Genomic DNA, 25,597 nt, shown 5'->3' on the forward strand with positions numbered 1-25,597 from the left:
TGCATCCCGCGTGGCAGGTCCCCGCAAGGAATCGCCGACCGTTCGGGCGACCGCCGTCCGGGTCCCCGGCGGGCGGCGGCTAGCCGGCCACGAACGTGTGGGCCGCCTTGTCGTGCCAGCACTGGCGCCAGGGGCGGTCGAAGAGACACCACAGCACGTTCAGGATCCCGAGGACGAGGAGTCCGAGGACGCTGTAGACCAGCCAGCGGCGCAGGGCCGCGCCGAACGTCGGCGGCTCGTGCGCCTCGATGTCCCGCACCTGGAGCCCGCAGAGCTTCTTGCCGAGCGTGCGGCCCCACTTGGCCGTGGGCAACGCCTCGTACAGGACGCCGAGGACGAGGAGGGCGGCGAGCGCGATCCCGAAGTTGAGGGAGGTGGTGCCGTCAAGGAGCCAGACCTGGACGGTGGTGCCGGTCTGCTTGGCCGCCTCGATCTTGGCGTCGATGTGGTCGAGCGCCTGGGTCACGAAGGGGAAGGACGCCCCGCCGACGAGCGCGCCGAGGACGAGGGTGTCGATGAGCCGGGCGACGAGACGCTTGCCGAGACCGGCGGGGCGGGCGGCGGCCTGGGCGCGGGCGGCCTGGAGGAACGGGTCCTCGACGGGCGGCTTCCAGGGGAGGACCGGCTGCTCGTGCTCGGCTGCCTGCTGGGCGCGCGGGGCCTGGGGCGACTGCGGGTGTGCCTGCTGGGCCGCCGGTGCCGCGGCGGCCGAGGGCTGCGCGAGCTGGTGGACCTGCTGGGGCCAGGAGGGGGCGCCGCCGCCGGGGCCCGCGGTGACGGGGGCGGGAGCGGGCTGGGCGGCCTGGGAGGCGGCGGGGGTCTGCGCCTGGGGCTGTCCGGGCACGTGCGGAAGTGGCGCGCGGGAGGCCTGGGCGGGCTGCGCGCCGCCGCTCTGCGGGGTCCTGAGGGCCTGGGGACCCTGCGGTCCGAGCGCGTCCCGCGTGCCCTGCGGGGCCTCCGCGGCCTGAGAGTTCTGCGGGCTCTGCGGACTCTGGGCGTTCTGCGCGGGGGCGGGCGTGCCCTGCGGAGGGAGGGCACGGATCGTCATCGTGCCCTCCGGCACGGGAGCCTGCGCCTCCGCCTTCGCCTGCCGTACGCCGGGCAGCGCGCCGCCCGTCGGGTCGGCGGCCGACGCCGGGGTCACCGGCATCCCGCCCAACCGGGCCTGCGGGCCGGCCGGCTTCGGCTCAAGGTCCGCGGTGCGGGCGGCGGCCACACGGGGGTCCTGCGCCACGGCCGGACCGGCGCTCGCCGCGGACTCCGCCTCCGGCGCGCCCCAGGAGACCTTCCGGTCCCGGTCGCCGCCGAAGCCGGTCTGCCGCGACACGTCCGCCTGCCACGCCGAGGCGGGCTCGGGCGTGGTCTCGGCGGGCTCCTCGTCGAAGAAGACGGGTCCCGTCTCCTCCACGGCGGGCACGGGGGCCTGCGAGGAGGCCACGGGCGCGGGCGCGGGGTTCGGAGCCAGCGCCGGACCCGGGGGCATCGACGAGACCGGAGCGGCCGGCGGGATTTCACCCTCACGGGGGGCCGGCCGGCTCGTCCCGGGCACCCAGGCTCCCCCGTTCCAGTACCGGATGTATCCGGGGATGGACGGGTCCGGGTAGTACCCGGCCTGCGGTACCTCCCCGCCGGCTCCAGGAGGAGTAGCCACTGCCCCGACTCCGTTCCGTGACGACGCTTCAACGACCTCGGGCCCTAGGCCCAAGGAGGACAGTAACGAAGAACCACGCCACAAGAAGAAAGAGGCCGCGAGAAACCCGCCTTCGAGCGACATACCCACAGAACCCGCCACTGACCGTCACGCTCAGGCCGATGGTCTCCGGCCGAAGAGCCCCGCAGGAGGCCCTCGATGCCCTGTGGAAGCCTCCGCGGACCCCGGAGAAAATCTCCCGGAAAAACTTCTCCGAAGTCGCGTAATGGCGGGCCGCCGTCGCGCTCTCTCCCTGTGCGGGCCCGTCCGGGGCCCCGTGCCGGAGAGGACGTCAGCCATGCAGAACACCGAGAACACCGTCGTCGAGCGCGAGCTGGAGCTGAAGCTGGTGCTCTCCCCCGAGCGCTCCATCCCCGTCCCCGCGCGGCTCGCCTACCGGACCGACGACCCGTACGCCGTGCACATCACGTTCCACGTGGGCTCGGAGTACCCCGTCAACTGGACGTTCGCCCGCGAGTTGCTCGTCGAGGGTGTGTTCCGGCCCTGCGGCCACGGTGACGTCCGGATCTGGCCCACGAAGGTCGACGGCCGCGACGTCGTCCTGATGGCGCTCTCCTCCCCCGACGGCGACGCGCTGCTCGAAGCGCCCTCCGCGCAGGTGTCGGCATGGCTGGAGCGGACCCTGCGCGCCGTCCCGCCGGGCACCGAGTCGGAGCAGCTCGGCATCGACGACGGTCTCGCCGAGCTGCTGGCCACCACCTCGGTCGCCGACGACCTCTGGCTGCGCGACCCGTGGCCCTCGGACGAGTCGCAGGACGGTGAGGTGTGAACGGGGAAGCGACGAGGTCAGAACAGCTTTCCGGGGTTCAGGATCCCGAGCGGGTCGAAGGTCCGCTTGATGCCCCGTTGCATCTCCACCCCCACCGGCCCCAACTCCCGTGCCAGCCACTCCTTCTTCAGGGTGCCGACGCCGTGCTCGCCGGTGATCGTGCCCCCCAGCTCCAGACCGAGCGCCATGATCTCGTCGAAGGACTCCCGCGCCCGCCGCGACTCGTCCTCGTCCGCCTGGTCGAAGCAGACGACGGGGTGGGTGTTGCCGTCGCCCGCGTGCGCGCAGACGCCGATGGTCAGGTCGTACTTCTCCGCGATGGCGGCCGTGCCGTCGAGCATCGCGGCCAGCTTCGTCCGCGGCACGCAGACGTCGTCGATCATCGTCGCGGACTTGATCGTCTCCAGGGCCGTCAGGGAGAGCCGCCGCGCCTGGAGGAGGAGTTCGGACTCGGCCGCGTCCTCGGCCGGTACGACCTCGGTGGCCCCGGCCGCCGCGCACAGCGCGCCGACGGCCGCCAGATCGGCCGCGGGGTCCGGGGTGTCGAAGGCACACAGGAGCAGCGCCTCAGTGGTGGTGGGCAGCCCCATGTTCGCCAGCTTGTTGACGGCGCGGATGGTGGTGCCGTCCATCAGCTCCAGCAGAGACGGTGTATGGCCGCGCTCCATGATCGCGCAGACGGCCTCGCAGGCGGCCGCCGAAGAGGGGAACTCGGCGGCCAGCGCGAGCTGCTGCGGCGGCTGCGGGCGGAGCGCGAGGGTCGCGCCGACGATGATGCCGAGACTGCCCTCCGAGCCGACGAAGAGCCGGGTCAGGTCATATCCGGCGACACCCTTGGCGGTGCGCCGGCCGGTGGAGAGCAGCCGTCCGTCGGCGAGGACGACGTCGAGGCCGAGGACGTACTCCGCCGTCACCCCGTACTTCACACAGCACAGTCCGCCGGACGCGGTGCCGATGTTGCCGCCGATGGTGCACATCTCCCAGCTGGAGGGGTCCGGCGGGTAGTACAGACCGTGCTCGTTGACGGCACGCGACAGCACGGCGTTGACCACGCCGGGTTCCACGACGGCGATCCGGTCGACCGGGTTGATCTCCAGGATCCGGTCCATCTTGACCAGGGACAGCACGATGCAGCCCTCGGAGGCGTTGGCGGCGCCGGACAGACCGGTGCGCGCTCCCTGCGGGACGACCGGGACGCGCAGCGCGGTCGCGGTGCGCATCACGTGCTGGACCTGCTCGACGGTGCGCGGGAGCACGACGGCCGCGGGGGTACCGGCCGGGCAGAAACTCGCCATGTCGTTCGCGTAGGAGGCGGTGACGTCGGGGTCGGTGATCAGCGCCTCGGCGGGAAGGCCCGCGCGCAGCTCGTGGTGGAGCCGCGTCAGAAGATCGTCCATGCGTCCAGCCTGGCACCCGGGGCCATCGGTGTGAACCCGCCGGAGTGGGCGCTTCGTGTGCTCTTCGTACAGGCGCACAGTGAGCGGCATGAAGACGGAGAACGTGTCGAGGGCGGTCCTGGCCGCGGGGGTGGGTGCGGTGCTCGCGGCGACGGCGCTGCTGTACGCCCCCGATCTCGCACCCGGTCTGTTCGGCGACGGGAAGCCGCCCGCCCCCGGTCCCGCGGAGCGCGCGGTGCTCGCGGCGAACGCGGGGGCGCAGGCCTCGCTGACCGATCTGGGAGCGCTGATCGGCGACCGTGAGAAGTGGCTGAAGAAGCATCCGGAGGACGAGGAGTCCTGGGCCGTGCTCGGGGCGGCGTACACCGAGCGGGGCACGCGGCTCGGTGACACCACGTACTACCCGCGGGCCGAGCGTGCCCTGAAGCGCTCGCTGGAGGTACGGCCGGCCGCGCGCGGGAACCTCGACGCACAGCTGGGGCTCGGCGCCCTGGCCAACGCGCGGGGCGACTGGAGGACGGCGCGGACCTGGGGCGAGGCGGTCCGCGAGAAGTCCCCGAAGCGCTGGCCGGTGTACCCGGTGCTGATCGACGCGTACAACGGGCTCGGCGACTACAAGGCCGCCCAGCAGGCCCTGGCCTCCCTGGAGAAGCTGCACTCGGGCGCGGCGGTGAGCACGCGGGTGGCGCAGGGGTACCGCAACCGGGGCTGGCGCGAGGACGCGGCGGCCGCCGCGATCGACGCGGTGGCGCAGGCGGAGACCGGCGCGGAGAAGGCGGCGGCGTACGCGCGGCTCGGGGATCTGGCGTGGGAGCGGGGCGAGCCGCAGGAGGCGGTGACGCAGTACGGGTCGGCTCTGCGTCTCGTACGGGATCACGGTCCGTCGCTGGCGGGGCGGGCCCGGGCGCTCGCGGCGCTGGACCGTACGGACGAGGCGATGCTCGACCACCAGGCGGCGCTCGCGCGGCTGCCTCGGCCGGAGTACGTCCTGGAGGCGGGCGAACTCTACGAGTCGCTGGGCCTGGACGGTGAGGCGCACGCGCAGTACGAGCTGCTGCGGACGAGGCCCTGGGTCGACGGGGAGGTCGTCCTCGGCCTGTTCGAGGCGGACCACGGCGACCCGGCGGCGGCGGTGCGGCTGCTGAAGGCGGAGTGGGCGCGCGGGCACCGGTCGGTGCAGATGGCGGACGCGCTGGGATGGGCGCTCTTCCGGGCCGGGGAGCCGAAGGAGGCGCTGGACTACGCGAAGAGGGCGACGGACGAGGGGCTGCGCAGCGCGCTCTTCTCGTACCACCGGGGCGAGATCGAGCGGGCCGTGCAGGAGTACGGTCCGGCCCGGCGCCATCTGGCGGAGGCGCTGCGGATCAACCCGGACTTCTCGCCGCTGCTCGCCCCGAAGGCCCGGCAGTCGCTGCGGGAGCTGGGCGACCCGCCGGACGAACTCCCGGAGGAACTGCGGCCGGAGGCGGCGGAAGCGCCGGAAGCGCCGCAGGCGCCTGCGGCGGCTGCGGCCACGAACCCGGCCGAAGCGCCGCAGTCCAGGTAGCCCGTAACCGCCGAGGTGGTGGGCAACTGTTCCGCAGGGCTGGGGGCGCCCCCAGAGGCAGCTCTGGGAACCTCCACCGCCCCAGCGGGGCGAATGCCCGCACGGACCCGCGCCGGGCGCGCGTCGGCGCCAACCCCGCGGGCGCCGTGGCGTGCCCGGCGCCGGCCGGCCCCGGGCGTCGCCGGGGGGCTTCTCGCGGTGACGGGCCCGGGGCAGACACCCGCCCGGGCCCGTCGGTCTTCGCGGACTACAGGTTGCCGCGCTTCTCCTGCTCGCGCTCGATCGCCTCGAAGAGGGCCTTGAAGTTGCCCTTGCCGAAGCCCATGGAGCCGTGCCGCTCGATCATCTCGAAGAAGACGGTCGGACGGTCCTGGACCGGCTTGGTGAAGATCTGGAGCAGGTAGCCGTCCTCGTCGCGGTCGACGAGGATCTTCAGCTCGCGCAGGGTCTCGACGGGCACGCGGGTCTCGCCGGCCCACTCGCCGAGCGTGTCGTAGTACGAGTCGGGGGTGTCGAGGAACTGGACACCGGCGGCGCGCATGGAGCGGACGGTCGCGACGATGTCGTTGGTGGCCAGCGCGATGTGCTGGACGCCCGCGCCGCCGTAGAACTCCAGGTACTCGTCGATCTGCGACTTCTTCTTCGCGATCGCCGGCTCGTTGATCGGGAACTTCACCTTGAGGGTGCCGTCCGCGACGACCTTCGACATCAGGGCCGAGTACTCGGTCGCGATGTCGTCGCCCACGAACTCCTTCATGTTCGTGAAGCCCATGACCTTGTTGTAGAAGCCGACCCAGTCGTTCATCTTGCCGAGCTCGACGTTGCCGACGCAGTGGTCGATGGCCTGGAAGGTGCGCTTGGCCGGCGGCTCGACGATCGGGGCGGCGGCGACGAAGCCCGGCAGGTAGGGGCCGTCGTAGCCGGAGCGCTCGACGAGGGTGTGGCGGGTCTGGCCGTACGTCGCGATGGCGGCGAGGACGACGGTGCCGTTCTCGTCCTTCACCTCGTACGGCTCGGTGATGCCGGTGGCGCCGTGCTCGACGGCGTAGGCGTACGCGGCGCGCGCGTCGGGCACCTCGATCGCCAGGTCGACGACGCCGTCACCGTGCTCGGCGACGTGCTCGACGAGGAAGCGGCCCCAGTCGGTGGACGCCTTGATGACGGAGGTGAACACGAAGCGGGCGGCGCCGTTCGTCAAGACGTAACTGGCGGTCTCCCGGCTGCCGTTCTCCGGTCCGGAGTAGGCGACGAGCTTCATGCCGAAGGCCGTGGAGTAGTAGTGCGCGGCCTGCTTGGCGTTGCCGACGGCGAAGACGACCGCGTCCATGCCCTTCACGGGGAAGGGGTCGGCCTGCCGCGCCGTGGAAGGGGTGTGATCGATGGTCTCAGTCATAGCGGCAGAGTCCCGCCGATCGGCAAGCTGCGCAATAGTTCGCCGGGCAGCTGGTCAATGTGTACAGCCGCGAGCCAGTATGGGCGGAAGACTTGTACAGGATGACCATGAGGAGGCCGCTGTGGCGATCGATCATCTGGACGGCCGGCTGATCGTGCTGCTCGCGCGGGAACCGCGGATCGGGGTGCTCGAGGCCTCGCGCCGGCTGGGCGTGGCGCGCGGCACGGTGCAGGCGCGCCTGGACCGCCTTCAGGCGAACGGGGTGATCCGTGGCTTCGGCCCGCAGGTCGACCCGGCGGCGCTGGGCTATCCGGTGACCGCGTTCGCGACGCTGGAGATCAAGCAGGGGCAGGGGCCGGATGTGCGGGAGCATCTGGCGACCGTGCCCGAGGTGCTGGAACTGCACACGACGACGGGCCACGGCGACATGCTCTGCCGGCTGGTCGCCCGCTCCAACGCCGACCTCCAGCGGGTGATCGACCGGGTCGTCGGCTTCGAGGGGATCGTGCGGGCGTCCACGGCGATCGTGATGGAGAACCCCGTACCGCTGCGGGTCATCCCGCTGGTGGAACAGGCCGCGGAGGACGGTCCCGCGTAGCCCCACGACACCGTCCCCGAGTTCCAAAGAAGTGGTTGCAAAGAAGTCCTTGCAACCCTTCCTTTGCAACTCTATTCTCGTGCCATGCCCGAGCCCGAGAAGCCCCGGAGCCGCACACTCGACCCGCGCTCGCTGCGCGGGCTCGCCCACCCGCTCCGGATCCAGCTGCTGCGCGCCCTGCGCCACCACGGCCCCGCCACCGCCTCCCAACTGGGCAAGCGGCTCGGCGAGTCCAGCGGGGCGACCAGCTACCACCTCCGCCAGCTCGCCGCACACGGCTTCGTCGAGGACGACCCGACGCGGGGCAAGGGCCGGGAGCGGTGGTGGAAGGCGTCCCAGCAGGGCACGAGCTTCGACGAGTCGCTGTACCGGAACGAGGACCCCGAGGTGCAGGGCGCGGTGGAGGTCTACCTCCACGAGATCGCGACCATCCACACCAAGGAGCTGAACACCTACCTCGGCACCCGGCACGAATGGGACGAGAGCTGGCTCGGCGCCTCCGACATGAGCGACTTCAGCCTGCGTCTACCTCCCGAGCGACTGCGCGAACTCAACGCGAAGATCCATGAGTTGATCAACTCCTACAGCGAGGAAGCCGACCCCGACGCACCGGGCGCCGCCCGCGTACGGATGCACCTGCACGCGTTCCCCCAGTACGAGCACTGAGAAAGGGATCACGAAGCCATGCACCCCGACATCCACCTCCAGCTCCACCACCTCGACGCGGCCGAACTCCGCCGGGCCGCCGCCGGCTTCCTCCCCCGCACGCCGGTCCGTTCCCAACTGGGGTGGGCACTGGTGACGTTGGGGCTGCGCCTCGCCGTTCCGGCCGCGCCCGTAACCGCCCGGCGGATCACGCCGGCCGTATGAGCACGTCGGGGGGACGTGCTCCACTGGCCACCGTCCTGGCCGCCAACGCCATCTCCATCACCGGCAACGCGCTCACCCTCATCGGCGTCCCGTGGTTCGCGCTCGACACCACGGGCAGCCCCGGCAAGGCGGGCCTGGTCGCGTTCTGCGCGGCCCTCCCCGTCGTCGTCTCCGCGATCGTCGGCGGCCCGGTCATCGACCGGATCGGGCGCCGCCGGATCAGCGTCGCCTCCGACCTCGTCTGCGCCCTCGCGATGGCCGCGATCCCGCTCCTGCACCGCGCGGGCGTGCTGGAGTTCTGGATGCTGTGCGCGCTGATGGCCGTGACCGGCCTCTTCCACGCGCCCGGCGAGACCGCCCGCTCCGTCCTCGTTCCCGACCTGGCCCGCCACGCGGGGACCCCCCTGTCCCGCGCGGCGAGCCTCTTCGACGCCGTCTCGCGCGGCGCCCGGATGACCGGAGCCGCCCTCGCCGGCGTCCTCATCGCCGTCCTCGGCGCGGACACCGTGCTGCTGCTCGACTCCGCCACCTTCGGGCTCTCCGCCCTGCTGATCCTCATCGGTCTGCGGGGCGTGCCGGCCGCCGCGCCCCTGCCCGATCCGGCACCCTTCTCGCTGTCCGGCTACCGGGCCGAGCTGCGCGAGGGGTACACCTTCGTGCTCCGCTCCCGGCTGCTGCTCGGTGTCGTCGTGATGGTGATGGCCACCAACGGCCTCAGCCAGGGCTGGAGTTCCGTCCTGCTGCCGGTCCACGCCCGGGAGAATCTCGGCGGCTCAGCGGCCCTCGGTCTGCTCGTCGCCGTCTTCGGCGGCTCAGCACTGCTCGGAGCGCTGCTCTACGGGATGTTCGGCCACCGCTTCCCGCGCCGGGCCGTCCTCACGGCCGGCTTCGTGCTCTGCGGCGCGCCGCCGTACGCGGTGGCCGCCTTCACCGACACCACGGCGCCGCTGCTCGTCACCATGGCGGCCGGAGGGCTGGGGGCCGGTGTGCTCAACCCGATCCTGACGACGGTGCTGTACGAGATCATCCCGGACAGGCTGCGCAGCCGGGTCTCCGGCGTGACCACGGCCGGGGTGCTCCTGGCAACCCCGCTCGGCGGCCTCGCCGCGGGACAGCTCGTCGAGCGGACCGGCCTGGTGACGGCGCTGCTCGCGCTCGGCGGGGTCTACCTCCTGGCCACGCTCGCCCCGGTGGTCTTCCCCGCCTGGCGCGAGATGGACACCGCCCCGAAGGACGTCAGCAGCTCGGAACCTTCGCGTCCTGCCCCTGCTCCAGCGCCCGGAGCGACGCCACGGCGTCGGTGAGCGTCGATACGGGGATCAGCCGCATCCCCTTCGGCAGCTCGGCCTGCGCGTCGGAGCACTCCGCCTCCGGCACGAGGAAGACGCTCGCCCCGTCCCGCGCGGCGGCCTGGGTCTTCAGCGACACCCCGCCGACGGCGCCCACCGTGCCGTCCGGCTCGATCGTGCCCGTACCGGCGACGGTCCTGCCGCCGGTGAGGTCGCCGTCGGCGCCGTCACCGGCGAGCTTGTCGACGATCCCGAGGGAGAACAGGAACCCGGCGCTCGGCCCGCCGACGTCGGCGAGGTGGAGCGTGACCTTGACGTCCTTCGGGTCGAGCTTCAGATAGTCGAGGGCGGCCAGGGTGGCGGCGTCCTGCGACTCCTTCATCTGCCCGAGGTTGTGCTTCTCCACCTCGTCGTCCGACTTGCCCGGCGGGTAGACGGAGTCGCGCGGCAGCACGGCCTGGTCGGTGCGGAACCAGGCGTCGGCGACGTCGGCGAAGTCGTTGTCGACGCTCGGCCCGGTGGCCACGATCGTCGTCATCAGCAGCTTGCCCTCGGTGTCCCGGACGGGCGCCCCGCTGATCGTGATCACCTGACGCCCGTCGACGGCCCCGAGCACATCGGCGGTCGAACCGGGCGAGGCGATCGCGTACGGCAACGGCGCGAGCCCGACGGCGGCGAAGAGCGCGGCGACGGGCAGGGCGCAGAGGGCGAGCGCACGGTTACGCGTGAGACTGGTGAGCACGCACCCAATCTACTGGGCGCCCGCCGGCACCCGACGGCCGAAGAACCCCCGCACCTGGTGACGCACGGCACGCACGGCCGCCCCCGACCCGATCGCCCCGACCAGCCGGACCCGGTCGGCGGCGGTCATCAGCCCCGCGCACTGGAGCTGGGGCACGAGGGCCGCGTAGTCGGTGAACACCCCGTGCGCGGCGTCGTCGAGCTGCCGTCGCCGGGTGCGGCCCCCGGGGTGGGCGAGCATCGCGCCCCAGGAGCGGTCGATCCGCGCATCGCGGAAACCGTCGGTGCCGAGCAGGAGCAGCGGCCGGTCGACGCCGTACCGGGCCACGGGGAGGAGCGCGCCGTCGACCTGGTCCAGGTACCCCTCCAGGTTCACGGCGGCGGCGATCCTGCGGTCGTCGTACAGAGCCTGAGCGGCGGCGGTGCCGCCGGCGGAGTGCCCGTAGACCCCGACCCGCCCGAGGTCGAGCGCCCGGCCGAGGGGCCCTTCCAGGGCTTCGAGGCGGTCGAGGACGAGACGGAGATCGGCGAGCCGGGTCTCGGTCATCGTGCGGAACTGCTCGGCGTCGGGCGGGCGGAGGAAGACGGTCGGGCGCACCGTGTCGCGGCCCGGCCGCTCGGTGGGGAACTCCACCTGACTCGCGTCCCCCGGGTGGTCGACGGTGACGACGACCCAGCCGTGACTCGCCAGCTCCTCGGCGAGGTACGTCCCCATGGTGCGGGCCTCGCCGCCACCGGGACTGTAGAGCAGTACGGGCCATCGGCCGGGGAGGACGGGCGCTCCGGTGTGGGAGTGCGTGAGGGTGGCCGCCCAGTCGACGCCGGTCGCGGGCAGCCCGTGGATCTCGGGTGCGAGGAAGGCGAAGAGCCCGGCGGCGCCGGGGGTTATCTGCGGTGCGCGCGGATATCCGCGGACGGTACGGGCGGGGTGGAGGACGGTGACCATGACCTCCCGTACACCGATCGCGGGCACCCAGGGGTCGTTGCGGGACGGGTCGACGAGGTGGAGGACGGTGGCGCCGATCCGGTACGGGCCGGTGGGCGCGGGCAGGCGAAGGGCAGGGGCGGTGGCGGGGGTGGCGGACGCGGCGCGGGCGGTGCTCGGCGCGAGGGCGAGTGCGGCGGCGAGGAGGCCCGCTGTGGTGACGGTCCGTCGGGTCATGGGGGCAGAAGTCATGGCCACAGGCTGGCGCCGGGGCGGTGCTCCGGACGAAGGTTGAGGCTGTGATCGAAAGGCTTGCGGGGGCGAGCGGAACGAGGGGGCGGGGTCGATGCGGGTCCGATTCACGGCGGAGGACTTCACCCGGGTACGGTTCGCCGCCCGGCCGGCCCCGCTGCCGGAGCTGAACGCGGCCTTCATGATGCTGCTCGTCGGCGGCGGCGAGCTGCTCCACGGCCGCTGGCGCCGACGGGTGCTGGGGGCCTTGCCGGACGCCGTGGCACCGCTCGCGGACCTCGTCCCGGCGGGTGATCCTCCCCGCTTCCTCGACGTGCTCGGCGAGACGCCAGCGGAGGGCCTGGACCTGGTGGAGGCGGCCCCGGCTGAGCTGGTGCGGGCGGAACTGGAGCGGATCCACGCCGGGCGGCGGGCCCCGCGGTGGGTCCGCGAGCTCCACGCGGGTGAGAAGGGCGCGCGGCGCGTTCTGCGCCGCGCCCAGCAGGCGGCCTTCGAGACGGTCGTGGCACCGGTGTGGCCGCTGGTGCAGGACCTGCACCGGGCGGAGTTCGCCCGGCACGCCATGACGGTCGCCGAACACGGCGTCGGCGCGGCCCTGGAGGCGCTGGTCCCCGGCACACGGCTGCGGGACGGCGTCTGGGAGCGGGCGGCTCCCGACTCGGCGGCCGAGCGGGAGATCCGGCTGGCCGGGCGCGGTCTCGTCCTCCTGCCGACCTTCCACTGGACCGGCCGGCCGCTCGTCCAGGACCTGCCGGACCGACCGGTGGTCGTGACGTACGCGGCGGGCCCGGGCCTGCCGCTCACCCCGGACCTGGCACCCGGTACGGAAGAGTCCCTGGCGGCGGTCCTGGGCCGGACCCGTCTCGCGCTCCTCCGCGCCCTGACCACCCCGCACACGACGACATCCCTGGCCCGCCGCCTGGGCATCAGCAACGCGACGGCCTCGTCCCACGCGACGGCGCTGCGCGGGGCGGGCCTGGTCACGACGACGAGGGCGGGCAGAGCGGTGGAACACCGAAGGACGGCGTTGGGCGACCTGCTGCTCGGTCCTGTCGACAGCCACGGCGGCCGGCGCCCTTGACGCGGGCTGGCCCGGGCCCGAGCACCGGGCCGCCGCGCGCTTCAGCGCAGCGCGTCGGCGACCTCCCGCGCCGCGTCGACCACCCTCGGACCCACCCGTTCCGGGACCGCGTCCGCGAGCATCACGACGCCCACGCTGCCCTCGATGCCCGTGATGCCGACCAGCGGGGCCGCCGCGCCACTGGCGCCCGCCTCCAGCTCGCCGTGGGTCAGCGTGAACCCGGGCTCGATCAGACTGCCCTGCCGGGCCGCGAGGATGGCGCGGCCGGCCGCGCCCCGGTCCAGCGGGTGCCGGAACCCGGCCCGGTACGCCACGTGGTAGTCGGTCCAGGTCGGTTCGACGACGGCGACCGCCAGCGCCTCCGCCCCGTCCACGAGGGTGAGGTGGGCGGTCGCGCCTATGTCCTCGGCGAGGGAGCGCAGCGCGGGCAGCGCCGCTTCCCGTACGAGCGGATGGACCTGGCGGCCCAGCCGCAGCACGCCGAGGCCCACCCGGGCGCGACCGCCCAGGTCTCGGCGTACGAGCGCGTGCTGTTCGAGTGTGGCGAGCAGACGGTAGACGACGGTCCTGTTGACCCCGAGTCGGTTGGACAACTCGGTGACGGTCAGGCCGTGGTCGGTGTCGGCGAGCAACTTGAGGACCCTGAGGCCCCGGTCGAGCGTCTGGGAGGTTTCCGCGGTCACGACGCCCTCTCCTTCGGAGTGAGTGACGGCGGACCTTCAAACGAGAGCAGCGGCGCCGGTCCCGCGGCGACGCACGTCAGAGGCCGCCGGCAGGCCATGCGCACCGGCTGCGCTCCGCGGCGGCGCTGCCACGGGGCGTTTGCATTGCGGGGGACAGTAGCGAGCCACTCCGCTCAGCGGAAGACCTCGTCCAGAATCCGGGCGCGTGCGGCTGGATACCGTCGGTCCGAGACGTAAGTCGGCCGGTCACGGCGGTCCGGCCGACGAGAGGGCGCGGAGCTGTCCGCTGAGCGGTGCACGGACAGGCCCTCGGCGGTGCGCGGATCTGTCCGCTGAGCGGTGCATGGCCTGTCCTGAGCGGTGCACGGACGTCCGCTCACCGGTGTACGGACCCCGCGCTCGCTCACGACGTAGGGACCGCCCGCACACCGGTGTACGCCCCGGTCCGCGAAGCCGTCCGCTCAAGGGAGTACGGACGCGCCCGCCTTCCGGCTCACCGCATCCGGGTGGCCCACTCCTGGACCTTCTTGATCCGCTCGCGGATCTGCCCGGCGGTCGCCTCGGCGCTCGGCGGTCCGCCGCACACCCGCCGCAGCTCGGTGTGGACCACGCCGTGGGGCTTGCCGCTCTGGTGGACGTACGCGCCGACCATCGTGTTGAGCTGCTTCCTCAGCTCGAGCAGCTCCTTGTGCGAAACGACGGGCCGCCGCTCGGCAGGAAGCTCCAGCAGGTCGGCCTCGGTGTCCGGCCTCTTGCGGCTGTGCGCGATCTGGCGCGCCTGCCGCTTCTGGAGGAGCAGCTGAACCTGGTCGGGTTCGAGGAGCCCGGGGATGCCGAGGTAGTCCTGCTCCTCCTCGCTGCCCGGGTGGGCCTGCATGCCGAACTCGGCGCCGTCGTAGAGCACGCGGTCGAAGACGGCGTCGGACTCCAGCGCCTCGAAGGGCAGCATGTCCTGCTCGCCGGTGTCCTCGTCCTGCTGCTTCTCGGCCTCCGCCATCTCCTTCTCGGACTCGGCGTACGGGTCCTCCTCGCCGTCCTTCTTCGGCTTGTCGAGGACGTGGTCGCGCTCGACCTCCATCTCGTTGGCGAAGCCGAGGAGGTTGGGGATGGTGGGAAGGAACACGGAGGCGGTCTCGCCGCGCCTGCGCGAACGTACGAAACGTCCGACGGCCTGGGCGAAGAAGAGGGGGGTCGAGATGGTCGTCGCGTACACACCGACGGCGAGGCGTGGGACGTCGACGCCCTCGGACACCATACGGACGGCGACCATCCAGCGTTCGTTGTTCTCGCTGAACTCGTCGATCCGCTTGGAGGCGGCGGCTTCGTCGGAGAGGACGACCGTGGCCTTGGTGCCGGTGATCTCGCGGATGAGCTTGGCGTAGGCGCGGGCGGAGTCCTGGTCGGAGGCGATGACGAGCCCGCCGGCGTCCGGGATGCCCTTACGGACCTCGGTGAGGCGCTGGTCGGCGGCGCGCAGGACGTTCGGCATCCAGTCGCCGCGCGGGTCGAGGGCGGTGCGCCAGGCCTGGGAGATGGCGTCCTTGGTCATGGGCTCGCCGAGGCGGGCGGCGATCTCGTCGCCGGCCTTGGTGCGCCAGCGCATGTTGCCGCTGTAGGAGAGGAAGATGACGGGCCGCACGACTCCGTCGCCCAGGGCGTTGCCGTAGCCGTAGGTGTAGTCGGCGGACGACCGCCGGATGCCGTCGTTCCCCTCCTCGTACGTGACGAAGGGGATGGGGTTGGTGTCGGACCTGAAGGGCGTACCGGTCAGGGCGAGGCGCCGGGTCGCCGGGTCGAACGCCTCCAGGCAGGCCTCGCCCCAGGACTTGGAGTCACCGGCGTGGTGGATCTCGTCGAGGATGACGAGGGTCTTGCGCTGCTCGCAGCGGTTGCGGTGGAGCATGGGGCGCACACCGACACCGGCGTAGGTGATGGCGACGCCGTGGTACTCCTTGCTGAGCGGCCCGGCGCTGTAGTCGGGGTCGAGCTTGATCCCTATCCGCGCGGCGGCCGCCGCCCACTGCTTCTTCAGGTGCTCGGTGGGGGCGACGACCGTGACCTGCTGCACGACATGGTGGTGCAGCAGCCAGGACGCGAGGGTCAGCGCGAAGGTGGTCTTTCCGGCGCCGGGCGTCGCGACCGCGAGGAAGTCGCGGGGCTGCTCCTGGATGTACTTCTCCATGGCGCCCTGCTGCCAGGCTCGCAGCTTGTTCGCGGTGCCCCAGGGGGCCCGTCCGGGGAAGGCGGGAGAGAGGTGGTGGGAGGAGGTGGCGGTGGTAGTCACGGTCTCCGGTTCGACGCTCGTCCAGATATGACAACCGGGCCACCCTACCGGTGCGGCCACGACGGCCCTGCCTGGGCGAGGCCGTGGCGGGGGCCCATGAGACGGGCCTCACAGCCCCCGCAAACGCTCCGCGACAGCCGAGATCTCCTCCACCTCGCCGCCCGCCACATCGATGACCAGCGCATATGCCCGCTCCTGGTCCACCCCGGCGAGATCGACTCCGTTGACACCGAGGAAGACCGCGGCAGAGAGCCAGGCCGCGCGTTTGTTCCCGTCGACGAAGGGGTGGTTGGTGGCGACGGCGTGCAGCAGGGCGGCGGCCTGCTCGTAGACGTCGCCGTAGGCGCTCTGCCCGAACATCCGCGCCCGGGGCCGGTGCACGGCGGACTCCAGCAGCCCGGGCGCCCGGAGCTCGGGCGCGCCGCCGCCGCCGAAGGCGATCCCGGCGATCTCGGTCACCTCGGCGAGTGTGAGGAAGCGGCTGCTCATTCGCCGAGCCTCCGCAGCAGGGTCGCGTGACGCAGGGCCAGCCGCAGGGCGGTCTGCCGTACGAGGGCGGCCTCCGTGGACACGTGACGGCGAAGGGCCTCGGCGGCGAGCTCCTCGACACCGACGCCTCGGGCATCGGCCAGGTCGACGAGATCGTCGCCGACGGGGAGGGTGACGGTGAGGGGCGAGCGGATCATGGGCTCAGGCTAGGGGCGCGCCGGCCGTCGGGGCGACCGACTTCTCGCGCCCCAGCCGCGTGGCGACCCACGCGCCCACCAGCGCCACCCCCGCCATCGGGAGGAACACCGCCGCGAAGGCGGCCGGGTGGGAGCTCGCGCCCCCGGCGGAGGCGGCCGCGTGTCCCACCGCTCCCCCGCCGAGCGCCGCGAAGGCCGCACCGCCCACGGCCAGCAGCAGCACGTTCGACAGGCCGTCCGAGATCTGCAGCGCCGCCGAGTTCGCGCCCGCCTCCTCCGGCGCGGAGAGCTTCAGGAGCAGCACGCTCGTGGAGGCGATCACCATGCCCATGCCCAGGCACCCGTAGCCCCACGCGACCGCCACCACCCACACCGGAACCGACTCGATCAGGACGGTCGGCGCCGTGCCGATCGCCGCCGCGACGAGCAGCATCCCGAGCACGACGAGGCGTTCGCGGTACGGCTCGGTCCAGGGCCGCGACTGGATCCACGACCCGAGCGCCCACGTCGCCCCGCCGACCGCGAGCGAGAGGCCCGCGAGCGTGGGGCTCATGCCCCGCTGGGTGACCAGCATGAGCGGTACGAAGGACTCGGCGGCGATGAAGGAGCCCGCCGCGATCCCGCGCAGCAGCACCACGGACGGCAACCCTCGCGCCGCCCGGTAGGTCCCGCGCGGCAGCAGCCCGAGCACGGCAGGCACGAGCAGGGCCGCGCCCGCAACCGCCGGGAGGAGCGAGAGCCACCGCAGCTCCTGACCGGCGTACTGGAGCAGCCCCGCGCCGGCCGAGATGCCGAGCGCGAGCCGGATCCGTCGCCGGTCGTACGGCGGCAGGGGCGCGGCCGGGTCGGCCGGCCCGGAGGCGGTACGGCGTATGGCGGGGAGGGCGAGCGCGAGGGGGAAGACGACGAGAACGGGGATCCCCACGAAGACCCAGCGCCAGCCCAGGTGCTCGGTGATCGTCCCGGAGGCGAGCGGTCCGACGACGGACGGGATGACCCAGCTCGCCGCGAAGGCGGCCATGATCGCGGGCCGTAGCTGTTCGGAGTACGCCCGGCTGACGATGACGTACAGGGCGACGATCACCAGCCCTCCGCCCAGCCCCTGAACGGCCCGCCCGACGATGAAGAGCCACATCGCTCCGGCGGTCCCGGAGAGCAGCAGCCCGGCGGCGAAGGCGCTGATGCCGACGGTGAGCGGGGCGAGGGGCCCGTTGCGGTCGGACCACTGCCCGGAGAGGACCATGGCGAAGAGGCTGGTGGTGAAGTACGCGGAGAAGGCGAAGGCGTAGAGCGGGATCCCGTTCAGCTCGCGCGCCGCGACCGGCATGGCCGTCCCGACGGCGGTCGCCTCGAAGGCGATGAGCAGGACGACGGAGACGATGCCGATACTGAGCGCCCGGTGTTCGCGGTCGAGCACGGAACCGCCGCCCGGGGAGGGGGCGGCGGCTGCGGGGGTCGACGCGACGCCGGAGTCGGCGTCGCGGGGTTCGAGGGCGCTCATGCACCCAGCGTAAGGGGCATAACGCGGAATGGACCCTGTCCGGAGGAGGGTCCGGCCTGGTCCCTTGGTCGTAGGACCGGCCGACGGACCGGCCGACGGACCGCTCGACGGACCGCTCGACGGACCGCCCGAGCGTGAACGCGGTATGGCAGTCGTGTTGCGGCCCCCGGGAATCCCTTGAGCCGCACCGGGGCCCGCCCTAGATTCGTACTCGTGCTCAACACGGCCGTGTGCCCGAGTGGTTCAGGGGCTCGCCTGCAAAGCGAGTTACGTGGGTTCAATTCCCGCCACGGCCTCCACCGTCCGACGAAGACCTGTGATTCTGCGAGAAGCACAGGTCTTCGTCGGCATACGGCTCCGGTCCGTTCCGCCGGGCTCGACGGACATGCCGTCCACCTCCGCTAACGCGCCACGCGGTAGCGGAGGTAGACGACTCTGGAGCTGAAGGTGCGGGTGTCGACGAGTTCGAGATCCACCCGCTGCTCGCGCCGGGGAAAGAACGGAATGCCACCGCCGACCAGCACCGGGTAGACCATGACCCGGTACTCGTCGATCAGCCCCGACGCAGCCGCCTCGGCGGCGAGGGTGGCGCCACCGATCGCGATGTCGCCCTCCCCCGGCTCGGCCCGCAACCGCACGATCTCCTCCGCCACGCTGCCGGAAGCCAGACGGGCAGCGCCCTGCACCGCCGACAAGGTGGTGGAGAACACCACCTTCGGGAGCGGATTCCAGAGCGAGGCCCACTCGCGCATCGAGTCGTCGAACGCCGGATCCTGGTCGGCGGTCTCCCAGTACAGCATCGTCTCGTACAGCCGTCGTCCCATGAGGTGGACCCCGACCTCTCGAATCTCGTCGATCCAGAAGCGGAAGACGTCGTCGCCTGGCACCGTCCAGTCGAAGTCGCCGTCCGGCCCGACGATGTAGCCGTCGAGCGAGACGCCCATCGAATAGGTCACTCTGCGCATCGGAAATCCTCCTGGCCGAGTCACCGGGTCATGGTCACGACCACTGCACCGTGACCCAGTACGTGGAGATGCACTGCCCCGGGCCACCGGTGCCGTATCCAGGATTGAACGGCGCACACCCATTCGCCATCCATCGCGTCCGATTCCGGGGCCGACGGCCTTCGGTGCCGTGACCGGCGATGGCCCCGCGAACGACGCTCACACGATCTTCACAACCCGTCCAGGGTGTGCCAGAGTCCGCCCCATGACTGACATCGGTGCGAGACGCAGGCTGGGCGCGCTCGTCGGGGCCGTCGCCTCCGGTGCGGTGCTGCCGGGCATCACCCTGGGTGAGGACACCGCGGACGCGATGCTCTCCGCGGTGCTGGCCGGCCTGGTGATCGCCGTGCTCACCCAGCTGATCTACATCGGCCCGTCCGAGCCCGTGCCCGTCGTCCCCCTGCTGGCCTTCGCGGCAGCCGGCTTCGCGCAGGACGCCCTGATCTGGTGGCTGCTGTCCTGGCTGGGCGACGAGAGCGGCCTGATCGGCGTGGAGGGCCTCGGCACGATCCTGCTCGCCGCCCTCATCACGCGCACGTCGATCCTGACCCTGTCCCTGCTGAGGACCTCGCGCACATCGGAGGATCCGATCACGGACTGACGGCGTCGCGACGCCCGGTACGCCACACCACCGCGCGCCCCGCCGTCTAGCCGACGGATTTCGCCGGAACCCCGGAGGACAAGCCGGCGTCCTCGCAACCCAGGTCGGCAGCGACATCGCGAGCAGCGGCGTTGGCCAGCGTGATCACCCGGGCCCGGGCGTCCTCCCCTGAGGGCTTCGCGCCAGACGGCCCCTCCAGCCTCGCCTGGACCACGATCTCCTGAGCGGGGGCATCCATACGACACCTGAAGAACACCGACGCGGAGCTGTCGGACGCGTACGCCCTTCCTCCGGAGGAGAAGTAGGTCACGCCCTCACCGAAACGAGGGTCACGTTCGGGGATCTCCAGCTCCGGGCGGAGCAGCACTCGAAGGGATGCCTTCCCTCCCTCGGCCGGCAACAGCCAACAGAAGGGGACAGCCTGCGCCCGAGGCTGCACGGTCTCCGAGTTCCGGCCTCCGAGGGCGGCCTCACGAAGGGTTGCGATCGCCTTCTCGGGTTCGGAGAGGCTGCTGGTGAAGCGATCGGTACCCATCACAGCTTTGAGGGCAGCCTCGGAAGGGGCGTCCTTCGCGAATCCGCCGCACACCTCCGACGCCGTCGCCCCTGCGACAGGACCCTCGTCGCCACCGGAGGAACAAGCCACCGCTGCAAGAGAAAGAAGCATGATCGCGGACACCGTACGAGTGGTGAAGGGCGCCATCACGTCACCTTCCCGTCCTTCTTCTCGTCGTACGGGTCGGGCAGCGAGTTGTCACGGCCCTGCTCGCGGGCGCTCCGGACGTAGTTGACCAACTCCTCGTCCAGATAGTTGCGGTCCCTTTCGCTCCAACCGGGAGCGTTCGCATAGGCGATGCCCGGCCTGAGGGCGTTCTCCTTGCCCATGGCCAGTGCCTCGTCCTTGAGATCGTCCGACTTCTTCTTGAGGAGTTCGTCCTGCTCGTACTTCTCCGCGATGTCGTCGGCCTCCATGCCGATGAAGGTGACCACGGCACCGCCGACGGTCTCCGCCGCGAGGGGGACGAGTACACCCCCCGCACCGCCGGTCAGGGCGACGACACCACCCGCAGCCGCTGCTCCCACGCCGAACTTGACCCACTCCGTGGTCCGGCCGACCGCCTTCTTGTGCTCCTCGGAGTCCTTCTCGTAGTCCTGGTCGATCTGCGCCATGCGCGACTGGTCCATGATGGACTGCGCCTCGCCACCGATCCGCAGCGTCGTCCTGGCGTCGGTGAGGTCCTTGTCCCCGAAGGAAGTCCCTGGAATGTGCGCGCAGGCGCTGAGGAGCGTCTCCGCCTGTGAGCGCCAGGTGTCCCATACGGTCCAGAGCGCCGAACCCGTCTGGAAACCGTCCCCGTCGAGACTCTTGGCCGCCGTGTCGGTCTTGGCACCGGCATGGAACGCGTCTCGTTCGAACCAGTGAAAGAGCTCCTGGGCCTCGTTCCCGATCGCTTTGAGGTGGGGTGAGGTCACCTTGTAGTCCGCCGCCTCACCCTCACCTGAGCGCTCGGCGGGGACGCTATTGATCCGTGTATCGGCGGTCGCCTTCTGGCGGGCCGCTGCCGCGCTGCCGGCCTGAGCCCATTCCTCTTCGAAGGACATCTGCTTCCTCTGGGCCGAGTGGTCAGGGTCAGTGCTTCGAATCGCTACGGCTCGTGGTCAGCGCCTCACGTCGTGACCGCGCCCACCGCCGCCTGGGGGCGGATCGGGAGGCGGTTGACCGGGCGGCCCGTCGCCGCGCGGACCGCCGAGGCCACCGCCGCCGGGGAGGTGACCACCGGGACCGCGCTCGCCGCCTTCGCGCCGAAGGGGGCCACCACGTCGCGTTCCTCGACGAGCTTCACGATGCGGATGTCAGGGGCGTCCAGGGCCGTCGGGAGCGCGTAGCCCGTCAGGTCCGGGTGGCGGAGGAGGCCGCGGGCCGTGCGGAGGTTCTCCGTGAGGGCCGCTCCGACGCCCTGGGTGACGCCCGCCTCGATACGGGTGGCCAGCTGCGCCGGGTTGAGGACGCGGCCGACGTCCTGGGCGACGGCCATCTCCACCACGCGGACCGAGCCCAGCTCGATGTCGACGTCCACGACCGCGCGGATCGCGCAGAAGGCGAGGCCCACGAAGGCGTCGCCCTGACCCGAGTCGTCCAGGGGCTCGGTCGGGTGGGGGCGGCACTGGGCGGTCGCCCAGAGCTCCTTGCCGTCCATCGCCTCCGTGACCGTGGTCGACAGGACGCCGTCGTACGACGTGATCTTGCCGTCCGTGATCTGGAGCAGCTCCGTCGACATGCCGAACTTGTGCGCCAGGGGCTGCAGCAGCTGCGTACGGACCATCTTCGCCGCGCGCTCCACTGCCCCGCCCGACACCCACGTGTGACGGCCGTGCGTCGCCGGGCCCGCCGGCGGCTGGTCCGTGTCGACCGAGGCGACATGGACCTCCTCCAGGCCCAGCGTCTCCTGGACGATCTGGCGCGCCAGCGTCGAGAAGCCCGAGCCCGTGTCCACGGCGGAGCAGATGACCGTGGCCACGCCGTCCTGGACCTTCACCGTCGCCGTCGAGACCTCGTCCGCGCCCTCCGCGCCGAGCATGTGGACCATGCCGAGCGCGTAGCCGACGCCCCGGCGCACCGCGCCCGGTTCGCCCGCGCCCTCCGGGCCGCCCGGCAGCAGCCAGTCCTCCTCCGGCGTGTCCATCGGGAGCGAGGGGAGGGGGAAGTCACGGACCGCCGTCAGGAGTTCCGCCACCGGGGCCGGGCAGGTCACCGTCTGGCCGGTCGGAAGGATGTCCCCGGTGGCCAGGACGTTGCGCAGCCGTACGTCGACCGGGTCCACGCCCAGCTTCGCCGCCAGCTTGTCCATCTGTGCCTCGTACGCCGCGCACACCTGCATCGCGCCCTCGCCCCGCACATGGCCGGACGGCGGGTTGTTCGTACGGACCGCCCAGCCCTCGATGAAGGCGTGCGGGACGACGTACGGACCGCAGGCGAAGGCCACGGCGGCGGCCAGCGACTCCGAGGACGCGTCGGCGTACGCGCCGGCGTCCAGCAGGATCTGCGCCTCCACCTTCACCAACCGGCCCTCGGCGTCCGCGTGGTGGCGGTAGCGCAGCAGCGTCGGGTGGCGGTGGGCGTGGCCGAGGAAGGACTCCTCGCGCGTGGCGGTGAGCTTGACCGGGCAGCCGGTGCGGAGCGCCAGCAGGCCCAGCGGGATCTGGAATCCCGGGTCGTCACGGTCGCCCGTCGCCCCGGGGACGCCCGTCACGACCACCTTGACCTGGTCCGGCGAGAGCCCGAAGCAGGCCGCCGCCAGGTCCCGGTCGGTGTGCGGGTCGGTGGAGGCCGTGTAGATCTCGACCCCGCCGTCGGGGCGCGGCACGGCGAGGCCGGCCTCCGCTCCGATGGGGGCCGGGTCCTGGCGGCCGATCCGGTACAGGCCCTCGACCACGACCTCGCCCGCCGCCTCGGGGTCGCCGAACCGCAGCGGGATGTGGCGGATCAGGTTGCCGTCCGGGTGCAGCGCCTCCGCCGCGAAGGCCTTCTCCGGGTCCGTGACGGGCTCCAGGACCTCGTACTCCACGGCGATCGCCGCCGCCGCGAGCCGGGCCGTGTCCGGATGGTCCGCGGCCACGGCCGCGATCGCCTCGCCGTGGTGACGGACGAGGTCGGACGCGAAGACGGGGCGGTCGGCGACGGTCCTGCCGTACGTCGCGTCCCCGGGCAGGTCGGCGTGGGTCACCACGGCTCGTACGCCGGGCATGTCGGCCGCCGCGGTCGTGTCGATCGAGACGATCCGGGCGTGCGGGTGCGGCGAGCGCAGGATGCCCGCCCACAGCAGGCCCTCGGCCCACAGGTCGGAGGCGTAGGGGAAGGTGCCCTCGGTCTTGGCGCGGGCGTCGGCCGACGGGAGGGAGGTGCCCAGGCCGTGGGCCATGGGCTCCTGCTCGACGTCGAGCGCCGTCGCGGGCGTGGTGGCGGTGGTCGCGTCGCTGCTCACGCCGTGCCTCCGTCGTGCGGGTGCGGGATCTGGTGCGGGATGCGTGCTTCGTCGGCCGTCGCGGCCGCCTGCGCGTCGCGCTCGGCGACGACCTCCCGTACGGCGTCGAGCACGCCCCGGTAGCCCGAACACCGGCAGAGGTTGCCGCAGAGCGCCTGGCGGGTCTCCAGCTCGGTCGGAGCGTGGTTCCCCTCCAGCAGGTCGTGCACGGTCATGGCCATGCCCGGTACGCAGAAGCCGCACTGGACGGCCCCGCAGCGGGCGAGGGCGCGCTGGACGTCGGACGGTTCGCCGTCGGTCGCCAGGCCCTCGACCGTGCGCACCTCGCTGCCGGCGGCCGTCGCCGCGGGCACCAGGCAGGAGGCGACGAGCCGGCCGTCGACCTGGACGTTGCACGCGCCGCACTCGCCCTGCGAGCACCCGTCCTTGGCGCCGGCCAGGCCGAGCCGCTCGCGCAGGACGTAGAGCAGCGACTCGCCGATCCAGGACTCCGTCACGGGACGGTCGGCGCCGTTCACACGCAGGACGTACGAGATGTGCGGGTGCTCGTCGCTGTCCGCGCTGTTGCCCGTGGAGACGACCGGGACGTCGGCGACGGGAGGGGCCTCGGGCGGCTCCACAGCCTCGGGGGCGCCCACAGCCTCGGGGGCACCATGGGCCTCAGATGCCTCCAGGCCGCCCGTGAGCGCCTCGGGCTCCCCGGGCACGGCCGGGCCGGGCTCGTCCGCCTCCGCCGCCTCGGCGGCCGGTTCCTGGACCGCCCAGGGCGCCGGCGCGCCCCCCGGCAGGGTCGCCGGGGCGCTGCTCGCGTACTGCGCCAGCATCGACGTCGTGTACTCGCCGGATTCGTCCGAGGTGTCCGAACCGTCCGTCACCACAGGGATCTTCCACTGCCCGGTCGAGGACGCGTCTGGCGTCCCGGCCGCCCCGGCGAAGTTCCACTGCCCGGTCGCGTGCGGATCGGGCTCCGCGGTGTGCTCCGTGAAGGCCCACTGCCCGGTCGCGTGCGGGTCCGGGTCCACGGGCTGCTCCGGCGCCTCCGGAGCCGTCGTCTCCGCGGCCGTCGGCACCTGCACGACCCACTGGCCCGTCGCCGCCGGGTCCGTCCCCGCGGCCGGGGCGAGCGGCGTCAGCGGCATGATCATCGGCGGTACGTAGCCGTGGCCCGGCGCCTCCAGCGGGACGCCGTCCAGCATGAACTCGGGCGGCAACTGCACGAACGCCGTGGCGTCGTTGTCGTACCCCTCGCTCTGCGGGATCGGCTCCCAGCCGCCCCCGCTCGCGTTCCCGTTCGGTTCGTCGCTCACGACAGCGCCCTCCCCAGTGCCCGTCGAGCCAGCGCGGCGACCGTGCGCCGCAGGTGCAGTACGGCCGGTGGCAGCTGCTCGTCGCCCGGCGGGTCCGGGATACACGCGGCCGCCACGTACTCACCGAACGCCGTCAGCGCCTCCGGGGCGAGCCCCCGGTCGCCGTCCCAGTCGACCAGCGAGGCGATCCAGTGCTCCGCCTCCAGGGGCCGCAGCGGCATCGGCGCGATCGCGCCGACCGCGCAGCGCACCCCGCGCCTGGCCGGGTCGAGGACGACCGCGACGGAGGCGGTGGCGCGCGCCGGGCCGGTGCGGCCGGTCGCCTTGAGGAAGACCTGCGGGGCGTGCAGGAGGGGTACGCGGACGAACGCGACCAGCTCGCCGGGGGCCAGCAGGTCGCGGCCCGCCAGCAGATGGGAGACGGGGATCTCGCGCGTGCCGAGCGGACCCATGACGACGAGGTCGGCCTCCAGGGCCGCCAGGACGGGCAGGGAGTCGCCCGTGGGGGCCGCGGTGACCACGTTGCCGCCGAGGGTGCCCGCGTTACGGATCTGGGGCGGCCCGGCGGCGCGCGCGGCGGCGGCGAGGGCGGGGATGAGGGCCGCGAAGTCGGGGCGACCCATCCGGGCGTGGGTGAGACCGGCGCCGAGGAGGGCGTGACCGTCCTGGTACTGCCAGCCGCGGATCTCGTTGATGCGGCCGAGGCCGACCAGGCCGGCGGGCCTGAGCTGGCCCTTGTTGACGGCGGCCATCAGGTCCGTGCCGCCCGCGACCGGTACGGCGGCGGGCATGGCGGTGAGTGCCGCCACGGCCTCGTCGAGCGAGGCCGGCAGCGTCACGGACTGCGCCGTCTGTGGTGCGTGCGTGGTCAACCCGCTGCCCCTTCCCGGTGTCCCCGGCGGTCCCCGACTCGTACCCGACTCGTCCCCGGCTGTCGCGCCTGTGTGGCCGTACCGTACGTGCTCACAGCCCGGAC

The 25,597-nt window shown here is 72.7% G+C and carries 24 protein-coding genes and 1 tRNA gene; 9 read left to right on the forward strand and 16 right to left on the reverse strand.

All coding sequences use genetic code 11. From position 1 onward, the window contains the following. Positions 1 to 79: 79 nt before the first annotated feature. Positions 80 to 1,651, reverse strand: coding sequence for an RDD family protein (locus ACZ3OF_RS26560; RefSeq protein ID WP_361673705.1), 1,572 nt, complete (start codon positions 1,649 to 1,651; stop codon positions 80 to 82). 337 nt (positions 1,652 to 1,988) lie between these two features. Here ACZ3OF_RS26560 and ACZ3OF_RS26565 point away from each other — a divergent pair, with 337 nt between their 5' ends. Then, entirely contained in the window at positions 1,989 to 2,480 is a 492-nt protein-coding gene (locus ACZ3OF_RS26565; protein ID WP_361673707.1) for an SsgA family sporulation/cell division regulator, read from the forward strand. A 17-nt stretch (positions 2,481 to 2,497) separates the two neighbouring features. Here the strand turns inward: ACZ3OF_RS26565 and ACZ3OF_RS26570 are convergent, their stop codons facing one another. Next, positions 2,498 to 3,877, reverse strand: coding sequence for an FAD-binding oxidoreductase (locus ACZ3OF_RS26570; protein ID WP_361673708.1), 1,380 nt, complete (start codon positions 3,875 to 3,877; stop codon positions 2,498 to 2,500). A gap of 88 nt (positions 3,878 to 3,965) precedes the next feature. Here ACZ3OF_RS26570 and ACZ3OF_RS26575 point away from each other — a divergent pair, with 88 nt between their 5' ends. After that, complete coding sequence (locus ACZ3OF_RS26575) at positions 3,966 to 5,423, forward strand: tetratricopeptide repeat protein (protein ID WP_467307200.1); 1,458 nt, start codon at positions 3,966 to 3,968, stop codon at positions 5,421 to 5,423. A 247-nt stretch (positions 5,424 to 5,670) separates the two neighbouring features. On the opposite strand, the gene hppD is transcribed toward ACZ3OF_RS26575, so the two are convergent. Beyond that, positions 5,671 to 6,816 (reverse strand): 4-hydroxyphenylpyruvate dioxygenase, encoded by a 1,146-nt coding sequence (hppD, locus tag ACZ3OF_RS26580; protein WP_361673712.1) that lies wholly within the window; start codon positions 6,814 to 6,816, stop codon positions 5,671 to 5,673. 121 nt (positions 6,817 to 6,937) lie between these two features. On the opposite strand from hppD, the gene ACZ3OF_RS26585 reads away from it, so the two are divergent. From ACZ3OF_RS26585 to ACZ3OF_RS26600, 4 genes are all read left to right on the forward strand, one after another. After that, complete coding sequence (locus ACZ3OF_RS26585; protein ID WP_361439470.1) at positions 6,938 to 7,414, forward strand: Lrp/AsnC family transcriptional regulator; 477 nt, start codon at positions 6,938 to 6,940, stop codon at positions 7,412 to 7,414. Positions 7,415 to 7,498: 84 nt separating this feature from the next. After that, positions 7,499 to 8,080 carry an ArsR/SmtB family transcription factor gene (locus tag ACZ3OF_RS26590; protein WP_361673714.1) on the forward strand — a complete coding sequence of 194 codons (582 nt, stop codon included), beginning with the start codon at positions 7,499 to 7,501 and terminating at the stop codon, positions 8,078 to 8,080. An 18-nt stretch (positions 8,081 to 8,098) separates the two neighbouring features. Then, on the forward strand, positions 8,099 to 8,284 hold the full coding sequence (locus ACZ3OF_RS26595; protein ID WP_361673716.1) for a hypothetical protein: 186 nt from the start codon (positions 8,099 to 8,101) through the stop codon (positions 8,282 to 8,284). After that, a complete protein-coding gene (locus tag ACZ3OF_RS26600) occupies positions 8,281 to 9,588 on the forward strand; it encodes an MFS transporter (protein ID WP_361673718.1) in 1,308 nt (435 codons plus the stop codon). Before ACZ3OF_RS26595 ends, ACZ3OF_RS26600 begins: the two co-directional genes overlap by 4 nt. On the opposite strand, the gene ACZ3OF_RS26605 is transcribed toward ACZ3OF_RS26600, so the two are convergent. Next, positions 9,521 to 10,315: a S16 family serine protease gene (locus ACZ3OF_RS26605; RefSeq protein ID WP_467307204.1), complete on the reverse strand. Its 795-nt coding sequence runs from the start codon at positions 10,313 to 10,315 to the stop codon at positions 9,521 to 9,523. The two genes, ACZ3OF_RS26600 and ACZ3OF_RS26605, sit on opposite strands and share 68 nt — an antisense overlap. Before the next feature lie 9 nt (positions 10,316 to 10,324). After that, the gene (locus ACZ3OF_RS26610; protein ID WP_467307206.1) at positions 10,325 to 11,491 is read right to left on the reverse strand and encodes an alpha/beta hydrolase family protein; all 1,167 of its coding nucleotides are present in this window, start codon (positions 11,489 to 11,491) and stop codon (positions 10,325 to 10,327) included. Between the two features lie 94 nt (positions 11,492 to 11,585). On the opposite strand from ACZ3OF_RS26610, the gene ACZ3OF_RS26615 reads away from it, so the two are divergent. Next, the gene (locus ACZ3OF_RS26615) at positions 11,586 to 12,572 is read left to right on the forward strand and encodes an ArsR/SmtB family transcription factor (RefSeq protein WP_361673724.1); all 987 of its coding nucleotides are present in this window, start codon (positions 11,586 to 11,588) and stop codon (positions 12,570 to 12,572) included. 41 nt (positions 12,573 to 12,613) lie between these two features. On the opposite strand, the gene ACZ3OF_RS26620 is transcribed toward ACZ3OF_RS26615, so the two are convergent. The 5 genes from ACZ3OF_RS26620 to ACZ3OF_RS26640 form a co-directional block, all read right to left on the reverse strand. After that, positions 12,614 to 13,255, reverse strand: a complete 642-nt coding sequence (locus tag ACZ3OF_RS26620; protein WP_260229619.1) for an IclR family transcriptional regulator — start codon at positions 13,253 to 13,255, stop codon at positions 12,614 to 12,616. A 493-nt stretch (positions 13,256 to 13,748) separates the two neighbouring features. Next, complete coding sequence (locus ACZ3OF_RS26625; RefSeq protein ID WP_361673726.1) at positions 13,749 to 15,539, reverse strand: DEAD/DEAH box helicase; 1,791 nt, start codon at positions 15,537 to 15,539, stop codon at positions 13,749 to 13,751. A 108-nt stretch (positions 15,540 to 15,647) separates the two neighbouring features. After that, positions 15,648 to 16,028, reverse strand: coding sequence for a type II toxin-antitoxin system death-on-curing family toxin (locus ACZ3OF_RS26630; RefSeq protein ID WP_361673728.1), 381 nt, complete (start codon positions 16,026 to 16,028; stop codon positions 15,648 to 15,650). Further along, positions 16,025 to 16,225, reverse strand: coding sequence for a hypothetical protein (locus ACZ3OF_RS26635; protein WP_361673730.1), 201 nt, complete (start codon positions 16,223 to 16,225; stop codon positions 16,025 to 16,027). Before ACZ3OF_RS26635 ends, ACZ3OF_RS26630 begins: the two co-directional genes overlap by 4 nt. A 4-nt stretch (positions 16,226 to 16,229) precedes the next feature. Next, on the reverse strand, positions 16,230 to 17,726 hold the full coding sequence (locus ACZ3OF_RS26640; RefSeq protein ID WP_361673732.1) for an MFS transporter: 1,497 nt from the start codon (positions 17,724 to 17,726) through the stop codon (positions 16,230 to 16,232). A 224-nt stretch (positions 17,727 to 17,950) separates the two neighbouring features. Between ACZ3OF_RS26640 and ACZ3OF_RS26645 the strand changes: the two genes are divergently transcribed. Further along, a tRNA-Cys gene (locus ACZ3OF_RS26645) sits at positions 17,951 to 18,025 on the forward strand. Between the two features lie 102 nt (positions 18,026 to 18,127). Here the strand turns inward: ACZ3OF_RS26645 and ACZ3OF_RS26650 are convergent. Next, positions 18,128 to 18,691: a dihydrofolate reductase family protein gene (locus ACZ3OF_RS26650; RefSeq protein ID WP_361673734.1), complete on the reverse strand. Its 564-nt coding sequence runs from the start codon at positions 18,689 to 18,691 to the stop codon at positions 18,128 to 18,130. Between the two features lie 244 nt (positions 18,692 to 18,935). Here ACZ3OF_RS26650 and ACZ3OF_RS26655 point away from each other — a divergent pair, with 244 nt between their 5' ends. Beyond that, on the forward strand, positions 18,936 to 19,331 hold the full coding sequence (locus tag ACZ3OF_RS26655; protein WP_361673736.1) for a hypothetical protein: 396 nt from the start codon (positions 18,936 to 18,938) through the stop codon (positions 19,329 to 19,331). 46 nt (positions 19,332 to 19,377) lie between these two features. Here the strand turns inward: ACZ3OF_RS26655 and ACZ3OF_RS26660 are convergent, their stop codons facing one another. The 5 genes from ACZ3OF_RS26660 to ACZ3OF_RS26680 form a co-directional block, all read right to left on the reverse strand. Beyond that, on the reverse strand, positions 19,378 to 20,034 hold the full coding sequence (locus tag ACZ3OF_RS26660; RefSeq protein ID WP_361673738.1) for a hypothetical protein: 657 nt from the start codon (positions 20,032 to 20,034) through the stop codon (positions 19,378 to 19,380). Continuing rightward, positions 20,034 to 20,933 carry a hypothetical protein gene (locus tag ACZ3OF_RS26665; RefSeq protein WP_361673740.1) on the reverse strand — a complete coding sequence of 300 codons (900 nt, stop codon included), beginning with the start codon at positions 20,931 to 20,933 and terminating at the stop codon, positions 20,034 to 20,036. Before ACZ3OF_RS26665 ends, ACZ3OF_RS26660 begins: the two co-directional genes overlap by 1 nt. Before the next feature lie 65 nt (positions 20,934 to 20,998). Continuing rightward, complete coding sequence (locus ACZ3OF_RS26670; RefSeq protein ID WP_361673741.1) at positions 20,999 to 23,314, reverse strand: xanthine dehydrogenase family protein molybdopterin-binding subunit; 2,316 nt, start codon at positions 23,312 to 23,314, stop codon at positions 20,999 to 21,001. Further along, positions 23,311 to 24,621 carry a 2Fe-2S iron-sulfur cluster-binding protein gene (locus ACZ3OF_RS26675; RefSeq protein WP_361673742.1) on the reverse strand — a complete coding sequence of 437 codons (1,311 nt, stop codon included), beginning with the start codon at positions 24,619 to 24,621 and terminating at the stop codon, positions 23,311 to 23,313. The genes ACZ3OF_RS26670 and ACZ3OF_RS26675 overlap by 4 nt, the downstream gene beginning before the upstream one ends. Further along, positions 24,618 to 25,493: an FAD binding domain-containing protein gene (locus ACZ3OF_RS26680; protein ID WP_352187423.1), complete on the reverse strand. Its 876-nt coding sequence runs from the start codon at positions 25,491 to 25,493 to the stop codon at positions 24,618 to 24,620. The genes ACZ3OF_RS26675 and ACZ3OF_RS26680 overlap by 4 nt, the downstream gene beginning before the upstream one ends. Positions 25,494 to 25,597: the final 104 nt, after the last annotated feature.

It is taken from the genome of Streptomyces sp. NPDC022552 (assembly GCF_055561875.1).

Bases quoted from the DNA above. Each gene is read 5' to 3' on its own strand.
- ACZ3OF_RS26595 (WP_361673716.1), top strand. From the start codon at position 8,099: ATGCACCCCGACATCCACCTCCAGCTCCACCACCTCGACGCGGCCGAA.
- hppD (WP_361673712.1), bottom strand. From the start codon at position 6,816: ATGACTGAGACCATCGATCACACCCCTTCCACGGCGCGGCAGGCCGAC.
- ACZ3OF_RS26590 (WP_361673714.1), top strand. From the start codon at position 7,499: ATGCCCGAGCCCGAGAAGCCCCGGAGCCGCACACTCGACCCGCGCTCG.
- ACZ3OF_RS26565 (WP_361673707.1), top strand. From the start codon at position 1,989: ATGCAGAACACCGAGAACACCGTCGTCGAGCGCGAGCTGGAGCTGAAG.
- ACZ3OF_RS26575 (WP_467307200.1), top strand. From the start codon at position 3,966: ATGAAGACGGAGAACGTGTCGAGGGCGGTCCTGGCCGCGGGGGTGGGT.
- ACZ3OF_RS26615 (WP_361673724.1), top strand. From the start codon at position 11,586: ATGCGGGTCCGATTCACGGCGGAGGACTTCACCCGGGTACGGTTCGCC.
- ACZ3OF_RS26660 (WP_361673738.1), bottom strand. From the start codon at position 20,034: ATGGCGCCCTTCACCACTCGTACGGTGTCCGCGATCATGCTTCTTTCT.
- ACZ3OF_RS26610 (WP_467307206.1), bottom strand. From the start codon at position 11,491: ATGACTTCTGCCCCCATGACCCGACGGACCGTCACCACAGCGGGCCTC.
- ACZ3OF_RS26570 (WP_361673708.1), bottom strand. From the start codon at position 3,877: ATGGACGATCTTCTGACGCGGCTCCACCACGAGCTGCGCGCGGGCCTT.
- ACZ3OF_RS26640 (WP_361673732.1), bottom strand. From the start codon at position 17,726: ATGAGCGCCCTCGAACCCCGCGACGCCGACTCCGGCGTCGCGTCGACC.
- ACZ3OF_RS26600 (WP_361673718.1), top strand. From the start codon at position 8,281: ATGAGCACGTCGGGGGGACGTGCTCCACTGGCCACCGTCCTGGCCGCC.
- ACZ3OF_RS26665 (WP_361673740.1), bottom strand. From the start codon at position 20,933: ATGTCCTTCGAAGAGGAATGGGCTCAGGCCGGCAGCGCGGCAGCGGCC.
- ACZ3OF_RS26655 (WP_361673736.1), top strand. From the start codon at position 18,936: ATGACTGACATCGGTGCGAGACGCAGGCTGGGCGCGCTCGTCGGGGCC.
- ACZ3OF_RS26635 (WP_361673730.1), bottom strand. From the start codon at position 16,225: ATGATCCGCTCGCCCCTCACCGTCACCCTCCCCGTCGGCGACGATCTC.
- ACZ3OF_RS26630 (WP_361673728.1), bottom strand. From the start codon at position 16,028: ATGAGCAGCCGCTTCCTCACACTCGCCGAGGTGACCGAGATCGCCGGG.
- ACZ3OF_RS26650 (WP_361673734.1), bottom strand. From the start codon at position 18,691: ATGCGCAGAGTGACCTATTCGATGGGCGTCTCGCTCGACGGCTACATC.